The organism is Bradyrhizobium sp. USDA 4473, from assembly GCF_054063335.1.
In genome coordinates, this window is record NZ_JBSSGE010000001.1 from 5200079 (window position 1) to 5213744 (window position 13666).

14 protein-coding genes are annotated in these 13666 nt (G+C 64.8%); 5 read left to right on the forward strand and 9 right to left on the reverse strand.

Annotated elements, in window-relative coordinates; all coding sequences use genetic code 11:
• Nucleotides 1-91: 91 nt before the first annotated feature.
• Nucleotides 92-214 carry a hypothetical protein gene (locus tag ACVW17_RS24445; protein ID WP_456754264.1) on the forward strand — a complete coding sequence of 41 codons (123 nt, stop codon included), beginning with the start codon at nucleotides 92-94 and terminating at the stop codon, nucleotides 212-214.
• A gap of 317 nt (nucleotides 215-531) precedes the next feature.
• Here the strand turns inward: ACVW17_RS24445 and ACVW17_RS24450 are convergent, their stop codons facing one another.
• Together ACVW17_RS24450 and ACVW17_RS24455 are read right to left on the reverse strand one after the other, a co-directional pair.
• Nucleotides 532-723: a hypothetical protein gene (locus ACVW17_RS24450; protein WP_456754265.1), complete on the reverse strand. Its 192-nt coding sequence runs from the start codon at nucleotides 721-723 to the stop codon at nucleotides 532-534.
• A 76-nt stretch (nucleotides 724-799) separates the two neighbouring features.
• Nucleotides 800-1027 (reverse strand): hypothetical protein, encoded by a 228-nt coding sequence (locus ACVW17_RS24455; protein WP_456754266.1) that lies wholly within the window; start codon nucleotides 1025-1027, stop codon nucleotides 800-802.
• 249 nt (nucleotides 1028-1276) lie between these two features.
• Here ACVW17_RS24455 and ACVW17_RS24460 point away from each other — a divergent pair, with 249 nt between their 5' ends.
• Both ACVW17_RS24460 and ACVW17_RS24465 read left to right on the forward strand, forming a co-directional pair.
• On the forward strand, nucleotides 1277-1834 hold the full coding sequence (locus ACVW17_RS24460; protein WP_456754267.1) for a hypothetical protein: 558 nt from the start codon (nucleotides 1277-1279) through the stop codon (nucleotides 1832-1834).
• A 320-nt stretch (nucleotides 1835-2154) separates the two neighbouring features.
• The gene (locus ACVW17_RS24465) at nucleotides 2155-3027 is read left to right on the forward strand and encodes a DMT family transporter (RefSeq protein ID WP_456754268.1); all 873 of its coding nucleotides are present in this window, start codon (nucleotides 2155-2157) and stop codon (nucleotides 3025-3027) included.
• Here the strand turns inward: ACVW17_RS24465 and ACVW17_RS24470 are convergent.
• Both ACVW17_RS24470 and ACVW17_RS24475 read right to left on the reverse strand, forming a co-directional pair.
• A complete protein-coding gene (locus ACVW17_RS24470) occupies nucleotides 3011-4474 on the reverse strand; it encodes a cryptochrome/photolyase family protein (protein WP_456754269.1) in 1464 nt (487 codons plus the stop codon). The two genes, ACVW17_RS24465 and ACVW17_RS24470, sit on opposite strands and share 17 nt — an antisense overlap.
• Nucleotides 4475-4495: 21 nt before the next feature.
• Nucleotides 4496-5155 (reverse strand): peroxiredoxin, encoded by a 660-nt coding sequence (locus tag ACVW17_RS24475; protein ID WP_456754270.1) that lies wholly within the window; start codon nucleotides 5153-5155, stop codon nucleotides 4496-4498.
• 399 nt (nucleotides 5156-5554) lie between these two features.
• Between ACVW17_RS24475 and ACVW17_RS24480 the strand changes: the two genes are divergently transcribed.
• Nucleotides 5555-6136, forward strand: a complete 582-nt coding sequence (locus tag ACVW17_RS24480) for a hypothetical protein (RefSeq protein WP_456754271.1) — start codon at nucleotides 5555-5557, stop codon at nucleotides 6134-6136.
• A 40-nt stretch (nucleotides 6137-6176) separates the two neighbouring features.
• On the opposite strand, the gene ACVW17_RS24485 is transcribed toward ACVW17_RS24480, so the two are convergent.
• The 5 genes from ACVW17_RS24485 to ACVW17_RS24505 form a co-directional block, all read right to left on the reverse strand.
• Nucleotides 6177-8018 (reverse strand): alkaline phosphatase family protein, encoded by a 1842-nt coding sequence (locus tag ACVW17_RS24485; RefSeq protein ID WP_456754272.1) that lies wholly within the window; start codon nucleotides 8016-8018, stop codon nucleotides 6177-6179.
• A 138-nt stretch (nucleotides 8019-8156) separates the two neighbouring features.
• Nucleotides 8157-11381 carry an efflux RND transporter permease subunit gene (locus ACVW17_RS24490; RefSeq protein ID WP_456754273.1) on the reverse strand — a complete coding sequence of 1075 codons (3225 nt, stop codon included), beginning with the start codon at nucleotides 11379-11381 and terminating at the stop codon, nucleotides 8157-8159.
• Entirely contained in the window at nucleotides 11374-12597 is a 1224-nt protein-coding gene (locus ACVW17_RS24495) for an efflux RND transporter periplasmic adaptor subunit (RefSeq protein WP_456797935.1), read from the reverse strand. Before ACVW17_RS24495 ends, ACVW17_RS24490 begins: the two co-directional genes overlap by 8 nt.
• A gap of 113 nt (nucleotides 12598-12710) precedes the next feature.
• Nucleotides 12711-13076: a hypothetical protein gene (locus tag ACVW17_RS24500; protein WP_456754275.1), complete on the reverse strand. Its 366-nt coding sequence runs from the start codon at nucleotides 13074-13076 to the stop codon at nucleotides 12711-12713.
• Nucleotides 13077-13150: 74 nt separating this feature from the next.
• Nucleotides 13151-13378 (reverse strand): hypothetical protein, encoded by a 228-nt coding sequence (locus tag ACVW17_RS24505; protein WP_456754276.1) that lies wholly within the window; start codon nucleotides 13376-13378, stop codon nucleotides 13151-13153.
• 96 nt (nucleotides 13379-13474) lie between these two features.
• Here ACVW17_RS24505 and ACVW17_RS24510 point away from each other — a divergent pair, with 96 nt between their 5' ends.
• Entirely contained in the window at nucleotides 13475-13603 is a 129-nt protein-coding gene (locus ACVW17_RS24510; protein ID WP_456754277.1) for a hypothetical protein, read from the forward strand.
• The last annotated feature ends 63 nt before the right edge of the window (nucleotides 13604-13666 follow it).

The window sequence follows — 13666 nt, forward strand, 5'->3', positions numbered from 1 at the left end:
CGATGCGTTCATCCTCATGATGCGATGATCTTCATGAGCGAGCCTGACCGCCGAGCGGTCTTGGCTCAGCTCGCGCGCACGGGAGGCTGTGATGGCAACCAGATCCAATCTTTCGAAGGCAGAACTGGCACGGACCGTTGCCGGTGCCGCGTCAGCGTTGGTGCTGAGCGCGCTCGCTTTGTTCGTCGCCGCGCACCACCTGAGCGGCAGCTAAGGGGCGGCGTGTCCGCCAATGACGGGCAATCCTGAAGTCAGGCAATCACCAGAGCACGAAAGTCCCGATCAGGAGGCCGGCCGCAAATGCCCAAAGCCCGAGGGTGCACGCCGAGATGACCCGGGCGAAATTGCGCAGATCGACGTCTTGCATCGCAGTGCGGGATTGATGCGGCACTTGCAGGCACCCCCTGCGGTCGCAGCCTTTGGCTGTCGCTGCCAGCAGGCTGTTCCCGGGAGGTGCCCAAATGAAGGCAATCAGCGGTGGCATCGATCACGGATTTGCGAGGTGCCGTCCCAACGCCCGGTATTTGCTGTCTATTCCTCGTCGTCATCAGGCTCGACGACCTCGAACCTGGAGCGGCTGAAGCGACCCAATCCGCCGAGCTCGTAGTAACCGTCACGTTCGATATCCCTGGTCACGTCATAGACGCGGCCGAGCGCGAGCGTGTCCCGCTGTAGGGTGTTGTCGACGCAGCGAACGCGAAAATACTTGCCGGTTTCGGCCATACGCTCATCCTGGATTGTTGGTCTGGTTGCCGTTACGTGTTGCGCGATCGCAAGCGGCATCCCGGCCGTCGGCCGATCACGAAATTTCCTTCGGCAGGTTCCACTCGGGCGCGGGGGTGCACACTTCACCGTCGCCGGGAATCTGCTTCATGTGATAGCCGGCCGGAATCACCATGCCCGGCGCCTCGTCCGCGACCGGAACGTCGAAGATCAGGCCGGACGTCAACGCATGCTCCCAAGCCTGCTTCTCCGTCGGAAAAGCCTCGTCGATTTGCCGGTCACGATCGAACAGCGCATAGGGCATCGGGTATCCTCGATGCGGGCGGCTCGCGTGTCGCCAGCCTGCGTGTCAAAAACGCCTGGGCGCCGGGTGGCGTTCCTAAATCGGGCAGGTCAGGACGGGAGAGACGTTGCTGTACCATGCAGCTCAGGTTCGTCCGGCATGGCAGCGCAGCCTCGGGAACCGGAAGCCCCGCGCAGGGAATGGATTTTGACGTCCCGAACCGCTAGGTAAGTCGACAATCCCGGCCGTCACACCAATTGGCGTCACCTCATGCTGATCACATTGCTTCTCGCTTTGATCCTGCTGTTCGCGCTATGCGGACGCGTGTCCTACCAGATGGGTTTTCGTGACGGACTCGAGCAAGGCTTGACCGATTCCTATCAGCTCTACGCGACGAGAGCAGACGCCGCCAATGACGGGCGGCCCGGCGAGCAAGAGCCCGGCAAGGTGCCGTTCAGGATTTCATCCAGCGCGCGTGTCCTGATCGGATCAGCTTTTTTTGCGCTGGTGTCGAGCGCTGCGCTTTATCTGGTTCCTGCGAGCCCGCTCGATCCGAGTCTGATCCGCGGTGCCTTCCGCCTCTACAAGGGACATGCGTATCTCATCCCCGTCAAATATGTCGACGGCGCGCTCGAGGCCGCCCGGCTGTATGAGGACGACAAGCTGCTCGGCCCGGCAAACAGCGTCCAGCAGGAGATCATCGACAAGGGAGCTGGCCGCTTCGCGTTCTATCGGGATACCTGGAACTATTTCGGTCCCGCCCTGATGTTCTCGACAAGCGACAATAGCGACCCGAACACCAACGGCAGGAAGTATCACCTCAGGTGATGGGGAGGCCGCCGCTGCCCGGCAGATGGTGTCGCTGCCAAAATATCGAAAACAACCCCATGCAAAGGAGCCGTCGGCTTGCCGGCTTGCGACATGGCCACCTGACATGTCGGGCAATCAGCGGCATAGTCTATTATCCAGAAATTGCTCGGGCGTGCCTCACCCTGCGCTATGACGCACGCGGCGCTATGAGATGTGGCCGCAGCCGTCTGTGATTGCCCGCGTTCGCGGGGCGACAATGTGCTTGGCGCGCGCGTCCACAACCTCCGCCGAACTTCGCGATTGCCGGCTGCCTCATGTTCGGGCAATGACAGCAGGCAATGAACAAGAGCTTCGAGGAAACTGCCGCTCGTCTGGCGCCGGCGATCTTTGTCGTGCTGTGGAGCACGGGATTCATCGGCACCAAATACGTCATCAACAATGCCGATCCGCTGACCTACCTGGCGATCCGGATGGCGCTCGTGGTGGTGGTGATGGCTGTCATCGCCGGGGTGGCGCAGCCGAAATGGCCGGACCGGGCCGGCATCTTCCATAGCGCGGTGGCCGGCATCCTGGTGCACGGCTTTTATCTCGGCGGCACCGCGATTGCGATCGCGCATTCGATTCCGGCCGGGCTCTCGGCGCTGATCCCGGGCCTGCAACCGATCCTGACCTCGACCATCGCCAACCGCTGGCTCGGCGAGCGTGTCACGCCGCTGCAATGGGGCGGGCTGGTGCTCGGCCTCGCCGGCGTCGTGCTGATCCTGCACAACCGTCCGATGACGGGCGAGGCGGGCTGGGGCTGGCTTGCCTCAGGCGTCTCGCTGATCTCGATCACGCTCGGCACGCTCTATCAGCGCCGCTACTGCAATGCGATCGACTGGCGCGCCGGCAATCTGGTGCAGTACGTCGCGGTGACGATCTTCTTCGGCATCGGCGCGTGGCTGTTCGAGAGCAATGTCGTGCATTGGACCAGCGAGTTCGTGCTGGCGCTGGCCTGGCTGGTGTTCGCGCTGTCGATCGGCTCGATCGGGCTGTTGTACTGGCTGATCCGGCACCATGCCGCGACCTCCGTCGCGAGCCTGTTCTACCTGGTGCCGGCGGTGACGGCGCTGATGGCCTATGTGCTGTTCGGCGAGAAGCTCGACGCAGTCGCGATTGCCGGCATGGCCGCCTGCGCCGCGGCGGTGCTGCTGGTCAATCGCCGCGCCTAATCTTCGCATAAGCCGCAAGCGCCCGCTCGCGGCCTTGCTTGTGATCGACGATCGGCTGCGGGTAGGTCTTGCCGAGCTCGACGCCGGCGCTGGCGAGTTCGATCGGCGTCGCGGTCCAGGGCTGATGGACCAGGTTGTCGGGGAGCTGCGCCAGTTCCGGCACCCAGCGCCTGACATAGGCGCCGTCGGGATCGAACTTCTCGCCCTGCAGGACCGGATTGAAGACGCGGAAATAGGGCGCGGCATCGGCGCCGGAGCCGGCGACCCATTGCCAGTTCGCCGGGTTGGAGCCGGCATCAGCATCGACCAGCGTGTCCCAGAACCATTGCTCGCCGGCGCGCCAGTCGATCAGCAGATGCTTGACCAGGAACGAGGCCACCACCATCCGCACCCGATTGTGCATCACGCCGGCGTGCCAGAGCTCGCGCATGCCGGCGTCGACGATCGGGTAGCCGGTCAGGCCGCGCTGCCATGCCTTCAATGCACTGGCGTCTCGTTTCCACGGAAAGGCGTCGAAATGCGCCTGCAAATTCTGCTCGGCGAGGTCAGGAACGTCGAACAGGAGATGGCGGCAGAACTCGCGCCAGCCGAGCTCGCTGAGGAACTTGTCGATGTCGCCGGCCAGACGTGGGTGCTCGGCGGCGGCGAAGCGCGCGGCGTGCCAAATCTGTCGCGGGCTGATCTCGCCGAAGCGCAGATGCGGCGACAGGCGCGAGGTGCCGTCGCGGTCGGGTCGGTCGCGGTCATCGGTGTAGCCGCGGATGCCGTCGTCGAGAAAGGCCTTCAGCCGGGCTTGGGCCGCAGCTTCGCCCGGTGTCCAGGTCTCGCGCAGGCCGCCGGCCCAATCGGGCCGGGTCGGCTCAAGCTGCCAATCGTCGAGGTCTTCGCTCGCGACGCCGCCGATCGATGTTAGCTGCTTCGGTGCTGGCAGCGATTTGGGCGGATCGCCGAGCCCCTGCACGCGCCGCCAGAATGGCGTGAACACGCGCAGGCCGCGGTTGTCCTTGTTGCGGATCGCGTTGGGTTCGATCAACAAGTCGCCCGGCAAAATTTGCGAGTCTATGCCATCACTTGCGAGCGCCGATTCAACGTCGGCGGCAACCGCTTGATGCGGCGCCTGCGCGATGTGGTTCCAGAACACGGCGCTGGCATTGGTTTTGCGCGCCAGCGTGGTGATCACGGAGGCGGCCGGTCCGGTGCGCAGCACCAGCTGCCCACCGATTGCCTCAAGGCTCTTGCTGAGCGCGCGCAGCGACTGCGCCAGCCACCAGCGCGTCGCACCCCCGAGGAGACGCGCGGCCGGAACTCTCAGAGCGCGGCTAGCTTCGTCACGAACGTAGAGGCCAACCACGGGAGCGCCGCGGCTGGCTGCCTCGTGCAGGGCCGGGTGGTCCGACAGCCGCAGATCGTCGCGGAACCAGACGATAACGGGCTGTGTCCTTGCCACTCGACCTCGTCGTTCCGGCCGTTACTTCGGCTGCGGCACGATGCGGATATAAGGCTTCGGCTCTTTCCAGCCCTGCGGATAGATCGTCTTGGCCTCGTCGTTGTTGACGGAGCCCGCGATGATCACATCCTCACCCTGCTTCCAGTCGGCCGGGGTGGCGACGCGATGCTTGGCGGTGAGCTGCAGCGAGTCGATCGAGCGCAGGATCTCGTGGAAGTTCCGACCCGTGGTCATCGGATAGACCATCACGAGCTTGATCTTCTTGTCGGGGCCAATGATGAAGACGTTACGGACGGTCTGGTTGTCGGCGGCGGTGCGGGTGAGGGGATCGCCCGAGGTCGAGGCCGGCAGCATGTCGTAGAGCTTCGACACGTTGAAATCGGTGTCGCCGATCATCGGGTAGTTCGGCGCGGCGCCCTGGGTCTCCTTGATGTCCTCGGACCATTTGGCGTGGCGATCCACCGGGTCGACCGACAGGCCCATCAGCTTGACGCCGCGCTTGTCAAATTCGGGCTTCAGGCGGGCCAGCGCGCCGAGCTCGGTGGTGCAGACCGGGGTGAAGTCCTTCGGATGGGAGAACAAAAGCGCCCAGCTGCTGCCGATCCAGTCATGGAACTTGATCTTTCCTTCGGTCGTCTCGGCTTCGAAGTCGGGGGCGACAGCGCCAATCTGAAGTGCCATGATGTTACCTCATCCCTTTGAAGTTGCGGATAAATTTGTATTTGAGGTGGTCTGTTCCAGTATAGGACGCGAAAAGGCTTAAGTGAACGGGTTCTGAAAAAAGGTGAAACATTTCTCCTTTGGGGTGGAATTCCAAGCAACTTGTTTTGATCCAGGCCGCTGCGGCGAAATATCAACTGCGGCACAAAAGCTTGGAAATGCCTAGATAAAGCCGCTTATCGCCGTCATCACGCCGGCCTCGACGACCCCTTGGGTGCTATAGGACTGAACCGTGACAGCTTCCAAAGCGACCAAATAGCAACCATCTAAAAATCTCGGAACCCAAGTTCCGAATCGTTAACCACTCGTTTACGCCCGCATGGAAAAGCTGGCCTGAGATAGCAATTGAAAGCTCCCACAATGTCTACCCCAAGTACCAAGACCGCTGAGGCTCTCAGCGGTGCGTTGCATCCATCCTGCCGCAAGACCGCCGCCCATGCGCTGACCATCGTGCGCGACGGCGTCATCACCGGCGAAGGCCCGACCACCAAGGGCCGCATCCATTTCTCCCGCTCCCTCGATGCCGATGACGCTGCCTGGTGCGCGCGTATCCTGACGGCGGCCGCGGTCGAGCATCAGCCGGTCAGCCGGGCCGAGATCGAGGCGCTGTTCGCGATCAACGAGGCGGCTGCCGAGCGCAGCGATGGCGGCCGGTTCGACGACCTGCTCGCCAAGGCGATCGCCCACCATGCCGCCTCCGAGTCCGGCCTGCCGGTGCCGCCGCGCACGGTGGCGCTGTCGGCGGACACCGAGATCGATCGCTGGGCGCCGACGCAGGGCGCCAAGATCGACACCAAAGTCCTGGAGTGGATCGCGGGCCGGATGCGCGGCCAGCGCCGCACCGGCCGTGCACTGGCTGCAATGGTGGCGACGCTGGTCGGCGCCGCGGCACTGCCGCTCGCGACCCAGCTGCCCAACGTGTTCGACATCGGGATGATGTAATCATCCCGAACGAAACGGCTTCAAGCGGAGGCGGCGGGGATCACTTCCCCGCCGTTTTCTGTTTGCCGTCGCTCTCCTCGAGCCCGAGCGTCCGCCCCGGGAACCCGGCGACGTCGAAATACCGGGTCGAGAGCACGCGCTGGAATTTCAGCACCGTGCGCAGCCCGTTGGCCGACGCCTTCTTCGATACCAGCGTGCCCTCGGCCATCTTCGGCACGATGCCGTTCGGCAGCGCTTCCGACATCACCCGGCCGATCAGTCCGCCGTTGTTCGGCGCGCGCAGGCCGAGCAATTGCGCCGCGGTCATGCCGACGTCGGCGTTGCTGACCGGCAGCGGATCGACATAGCCCGCCTTGAAGTCGGGGCCGATCGCGGCGGTGAAGTTGTAGGTATCGCCGCGGCTGAAGCTGCCATGCATGCCCTGGCCCTGGCGCAGCACGGTGTCGGCGATCTGCACCGAGCAGTTGGTCGGGATCGGGCAGCCGCTCGACCAGGAGCGGAAGTTGACCACGATCGACGGGTTCGGCGTCACCGCCTTGCCCTTCAGATTGAGGTTCGACATCGGCAGCGTGCCGGGGAAATTGCCGAGCTTGTCGTCCACGAAGAGGCCGCTGACATAGTCCTGCTCGAGCAGCGCCTTGATGACGCGGTCGGCGAGCTTCTTGTCGCGGTTCGGCAGGTAGATCAGGTCCGAGCCGCCATTGGTCGCGATCACGACGTCGGGCTTGGTGGGATCCTGGCCGAGCACGCCGTTGCCGGCCTTCGGATGGGCGTTGTCGGCGACCTTGGCATTCTTGTCGTTGGGGTCGAACAGCGGCAGGTCCAGCGCCTTGGCGAGATCGATCGCCAAAAAGCCCATCGGCAGGAAATCCTTCGGCGTGTCGTCATAGGCGATCTTGGCCGAGGGGCTGGTCTTGCTCTCCTTCGAGATCGTCGAGAAGCCGTGGTCGGAGGAGACCATGATGTTGGTGGTGGCGGACAGCCCGAGTTCGTCGAGCGCCTTGCGCAGCTGGGCGAGGTTGTTGTCGGCATTCTTGATGCCGGCCATCGAGGTCGGGCCGTTGATGGCGGGGGTGATGGTGTTGAGGCTGTCGCCGGTGTTGTGCTGGCTGCCGTCCGGATCGCGCGACCAGAACACCAGCACGAACGGCTTGTTGCGCGCCTTGAACATCGGCAGCACCACCTTGGTCGCGACATCGGCCATGTAGGCCTGCTGGGCGACGTTGGCGACCGTGGTGCCGGGTGTCTTGGCGTCACCGGCCTTGGCGTTATCGCCGCGGCTCGGCGTGGCGAGCGGCAGCCCGGCCTTGGTCAACGCGTCCTTCATCTCGTCGGAGAGCGGCACGCCGGTCTTGCCGCCGGTGGAATCGTCGATCACGATCGTGTTCTTGCCGCGATCGGTGTGATCGAACAGCAGGGTCGGGCCGACCTTGCCGATGGCGGCGGTGCTGAAACCCTGGCCGCGGGCCATCTTCAGCAGCGTCTCCTCGTTGAGATAGTCGCCGTTGAAGTGATCGTCGATATCGGCGAGCACCGCGTCGTTCTCGATGAACGGCACCACGGTGTCGCCGGCCGGCACCGAGGTGTAGCCGGTAAAGATCGTGTTGGAGAAGGTGCCGGTGTCGCCGAGATAATGGCCGGTCGACAGTGCCGAGCTGTTCGCCATCGTGAAGGTCGGGAACAGCGAATGTGAGTTCTTGAAGTAGACGCCCTTGTCGCGGATCTCGGCCATCGCCGGCGCCGTCTCCGGCGTCACGATGCCGCCGCGCAGGCCGTCGGGGACGAACAGGATCAGGTTGCGGGGCTTTGCATTTTGCGCCGAGGCGGCTCCCATTGAGAGCGCGATCATGCTCGCGGACAGCAATGTAATGGCACGACGCATCTTGTTATTCCCCCTGATGAAGCCCCGCGGCAGCCCGCCGCAGCCTTCGTTTAGTTTTGCCATATGACAGAATTGTTACAGCACCGGTTCGGCGCTGCAACTGCCGGATTTTCCTTGGCACTGCCGGTCAACATATCCTCATTCCGCCGGCTGAATCGCGGTCCTCTCATTCTGCGCAGCGCTGCCGACATGGCCGTACCGTGCATAGAGCGCGGGCAGCACGGCGAGCGTCAGCAGGGTCGCGCTGATCAGGCCCCCGATCACCACGGTGGCGAGCGGCTTCTGCACCTCGGCGCCGGTGCCGGTGGCGAAGGCCATCGGCACGAAGCCGAGCGAGGCCACCAGCGCCGTCATCACCACCGGCCGGAAGCGGGTGAGGGCGCCTTGCTCGATGGCGTCACGAAGCGGCACGCCTTGCTCGCGCAATTGCCGCACGAAGCTCAGCATCACGAGCCCGTTCAGTACGGCAACGCCCGACAGTGCGATGAAGCCGACTGCCGCCGAGATCGAGAACGGCATGCCGCGCAGCCAGAGCGCCGCGATGCCGCCGGTGAGCGCCAGCGGCACCGCGCTGAACACCAGGAGCGCGTCGCGCACGGACCCCATCGCCGCCAGCAGCAACAGGAAGATCATGGCAAAGCAGGCCGGCACCACGACGACAAGGCGCCGGCGCGCCGCGGCGAGATTCTCGGATTGGCCGCCCCAGGTCATCCAGTAGCCCGGCGGCAGCTTGACCGCTTGCGCGACTTTCGTCTGTGCTTCCTCGACCATCGAGCCGAGATCGCGGCCGCGGACATTGGCCGTCACCACGATGCGGCGCTTGCCGTTCTCGCGGCTGATCTGGTTCGGTCCTTCGGTGAAGGAGAACTGCGCCACGCGGTTCAGCGGCAGGCTCTGCACCGGCGAGCTCGGCGTTGCCTTCGGCAAGGCGACCGGCAGATTGCTCAGCGCCTCGAGATCGGAGCGCACGCTCTTCGGCAGTCGCACCACGATGTCGAAGCTGCGATCGCCCTCGTAGACGACGCCGGCATCCTGGCCGCCGACCGCGGCACCGATCACATCATGGACTTCGGAGACGCTGAGGCCTCGCCGGGCGATCGCCGCCTTGTCGACCTTGATCTCGAGCACGGGGAGGCCGCTCGCCTGTTCGACCTTGACGTCGGTCGCGCCGCGCACGCCGCGCAATGCGGCCGCGATCTGGTTGGCAGCCTTCTGCATCGGCTCGAACTCGTCGCCGAACACCTTGACGGCGATGTCGCCGCGAACGCCGGCGAGCAGTTCGTTGAAACGCATCTGGATCGGCTGGGTGAATTCGTAGACGTTGCCGGGCAGCCGGCCGACTGCTTTCGAGATGTCCTCGATCAATTGCTCCTTGGTCAGCGATGGATCCGGCCACTGCGCGCGCGGCTTCAGGATGATGAAGGTGTCGGAGGCGTTCGGCGGCATCGGGTCGCTCGCCACTTCCGCGGTGCCGGTCTTCGAGAACACGAACGACACCTGCGGGAAGTGGCTGACGGCCTTCTCGACCGAGAGCTGCATCGCCTGCGACTGCGACAGCGCGGTGCTCGGAATCCTCAGCGCGTGCATCGCGATGTTCTTCTCATCGAGCGAGGGGATGAACTCCTGGCCGAGACGGAAGAAGGCCAACAGCGCGGCGGCGAACAGCACGACCGCCACCGCGATCACGGGAACGGGCGTCGTCACCGCATGCCGCAGCAGCGGGCTGTAGCAGCGCTTCAGCGCGGCGACCAGCCAGTTTTCCTTCTCCTGCACGCGGCCGGTGATGCCGATCGCGATCAGCGCCGGTACCAGCGTCAGCGACAGCACGAAGGCGGCGGCGAGCGCGAGGATCACGGTCAGCGCCATCGGCTCGAACATCTTGCCCTCGACGCCGGTGAAGGTGAGCAGCGGCACATAGACCAGGAGGATGATGGCCTGGCCGTAGAGGCTCGGCTGCACCATCTCGACGGCGGAGGTGCGCACCGTCGCCAGCCGTTCGTCGCGCGTCAGGATGCGGCCGAGCGTATGCTGCTTCTCGGCGAGGTGACGCAGGCTGTTCTCGGTGATGATCACGGCGCCATCGACGATCAGGCCGAAATCCAGCGCGCCGAGGCTCATCAGATTGGCGCTGATCCGCCCCTGCCACATGCCGATGGCAGTCATCAGCATCGCGATCGGGATCACCAGCGCGGTGATCAGCGCCGCCCGGAAGTTACCGAGAAGGACAAAGAGCACCGCGATCACCAGCAGCGCGCCTTCAGAGAGGTTGCGCGCCACGGTGCCGATGGTCGCATCGACCAATTGGGTGCGGTCCAGCACAGTCTCGACCTTGATGCCTGCCGGCAAGGATGGCGTGATCGCACGCAGCCTGGCGTCGACCGCGGCCGACACGGTGCGGCTGTTGGCGCCGATCAGCATCAGTGCGGTGCCGACCACGACCTCGCGGCCGTTCTCGCTGGCGCTGCCGGTGCGGGTCTCGCCGCCGATCGACAGCGTGGCGAGGTCGCGGATCCGGACCGGGACGCCGCCGCGCGTGGTGACGACGACGGCGCCGAGCTCCTCGATATTCTCGAGCCGGCCGCCGGAGCGCACCACGAAGCCTTCGCCGTTGCGCTCGATATAGCGCGCGCCGCGGCTGACATTGTTGCTCTCGATCGCCTTGGCGACGTCGGCAAAGGTGAGGCCGAGCGCGATCAGCTTCGCGGCATCGGGATGGACTTGGTACTGCTTGAGATAGCCGCCGATCGAATCGACGCCGGCGACACCCGGCACCATCTTGATCTGCGGCTTGATGATCCAGTCCTGCACCGTGCGCAGATAGGCGTCCTTCTCGACCTCGCTGTGCAGCACCTGGCCGTCCGCCGTCAGGAAGCGGCCGTCGCTTTGCAGGCCCGGCGCGCCGTCGGTCTCGACCTTGTCGCCGGAGTAATGGACGGTCCACATGTAGATCTCGCCGAGACCTGTCGAGGTCGGGCCGATCCGCGGCTCGATGCCTTGCGGCAGGCGCGCGCGCACTTCGGTGAGGCGTTCGCCGACCTGCTGGCGGGCGAAATAGATGTCGGTCGATTCGCTGAACACCGCCGTGATTTGCGAGAAGCCGTTGCGGGACAGCGAGCGCGTGCTCTCCAGTCCCGGTGCGCCGGCGAGCGCCGTTTCGATCGGGAAGGTGATCTGCTTCTCGATCTCGGCCGGCGACAGCGCCGGCGCCACGGTGTTGATCTGGACCTGCTTGTTGGTGATGTCGGGCACCGCCTCGATCGGCAGCTTGGTCAATGCCAGGCCGCCGATGAACATCAGGATCGCCGCCAGCGTGACGACAACCCAACGCCGCTGGATCGCGAGAGCGATGATGCGCTCAATCATGGCCGTGCTCCGCCTCGTCCTTCTCGACCTCGGCCTTCAGCGTAAAGGTGTTCTGCACCGCGATGGCCTCGCCGGCGGCGAGGCCGGTGACGATCTCGATGTCGTCGTCGTCCTCGCGTCCGGTGCGCACCGACCGCGCCTCGAAGCCGTCGGCATCGCGCACGAACACGGTCGGTGTCCCCTTGATGGTTTGAAGTGCGTTCTTCGGGATGATGACGGTCGACGGCGCGCCTGACAGCGGGACCTCCGCGGTGACGAAGGTACCGGGCTTCCAGCGGTGATCCTTGTTGGGCATGGTCGCGATCACGCGGGCGTTGCGGGTCTCGCGGTCGAGCAGGGGGCTGACGAAGATCACGCCGGCGCTCGCTTCGTCCTCGGTGCCGATGGCGCGGATCTTGACCGACACGCCTTCGCGGACTGCGTTGATATCCTCCGGCGAAACCGCCAGGTCGACCCAGATGTCGTCGAGATTGACGATGACGTAGAGCTCGCTCTCCTGGCCTTCGCGCCCGATCAACCCTCCGAGATCGACGCGCCGCTCGGACACCCGGCCGCTGATCGGCGCGCGCAGGAACTGGGTGCGCAGGCTCTCCGGCGGCTGGTTCGGCAGATCGGCGATCTCGCTTTCCGACAGGCCGAGCGCAAACAGCTTCTGCCGCGCGCCGTCGAGCTTGATCTGGGCGTCGTTCGCGCTCAACCGCGTGCGCAGGAACTCGTTTTCCGAGACGATGCGGGTCTCGACCAGGGTCTTCTGCCTGATGTAGAGCGTCTGCTGCAGATCGTTGGTGAGCCGTGTGGCGAGATATTCGCTCTTGGCATCGGCGACCTCGCGGCTTTCGATGGCGGCGACGATCTCGCCTTTCTCGACGACGTCGCCGAGACGCTTGCGCAGTTCCGTGACGGTGGCGAGCACGCGGACCGAGACGCGGCCGATATGGTCGGCGTCGGGGATCAGCGATCCCGGCGCGAGGAAATGCCGCTTCAGCATGCCGCCGCTGGTTTGCGCAAGCGTGATGCCGGCTTCGCGAATCTGGTCTTCGCCCAGCTCGATATGTCCGGGAGCCTCATGCTTGGCTTCGGCCTTCTGCGGGCTCTCGGACGCGGCCTCAAGCGTCGTGGCCGGGAACTTGACCGGCCAGCCGATCCCTCCGGCCGCGAGCAATACCAGTGCAATGCCGGCGGTCACGCCGGCGAAAAATAGAACAATCCGTTTCATGTGCGCCTCTCCGCAGCGCCGGCCAATGGCCGTGCGCTGTCGCGACATCGATCTGTGCGGAAGCATGCGTGCTGCCCAAGGGCAGCCGCGCACGGCCGGTCATGCCGACCGGATCAGGCGCGGGGTGGTTTGAAGGGAGAGAGGCGCTCGGCCGATGCCGGCAACTCGATGCTGCTGTCCGCGTAGCGGTGCGGCGCATAGGCGATCGGGAATGCGGTTTCCTGCGGAGCGACCGAGGCGACGTGCGTCAGGCAGTGATCGCCGTGCAGTGAGGCCGGATGTGCGGGGGCTTTGCCGCCGGTGTCCTTGATCGACTGTGCGATCGAGAAGACAGGACCTGCATCGTCATCGTCGTCGGAGGTCCAGCCGTGGAAGAACGACAGCACGAGCGCAACCGAGATCAGCCCCGCAAGCAGGCTGCGCCAACGGCGCGGTCCCGCTGTGCGAGAAGATTGAATCATGGTGCGCGAAGCGGCCATGGCGCCTACTTAGCGCCGTGACCGCGTGCATTCAAGTTCGCCACCGCGACAGATTGGCCGTGGATACTATAACGTTACACGCCCTCGGCGGTTCGGCGCAGCAACCACCGGCGCGCGGCGACCACGGCCCAGATCGCCTCAACCAGGCCGAACGGCCAGGCGCCCTGCAGGAAACCGTAGGCCGAGCCCAGCGCGCACGACACCGCAAAGGCCAGGATGAACCAGGGGCTGCGATCTTCGGCCGCGTAGCAGACCAGCATCATGGTGACGGCGAACAATCCGAACAGCGTCAGCGCATCCATCGCGCGCTTGAACCCTTGTTGTAATACTGTTGATATCTGAGCATGCTTGGGACGGAATATCCATCCAGCGTCGCCGCTGCTCGAAAAGGACCGCCCATGAAGCGCTTGCATGTCCACGTCGCCGTCAAGGACATCCCGCAATCGGTCGGCTTCTACTCGGCGCTGTTCGGGGCCGAGCCCACAGTGGTCAAATCCGACTATGCCAAATGGATGCTTATCTTGTAGCCCGGATGAAGCGCAGCGAAATCCGGGCGCGCGCTAACCGCGGACACGGCTCCCCGGATTGCG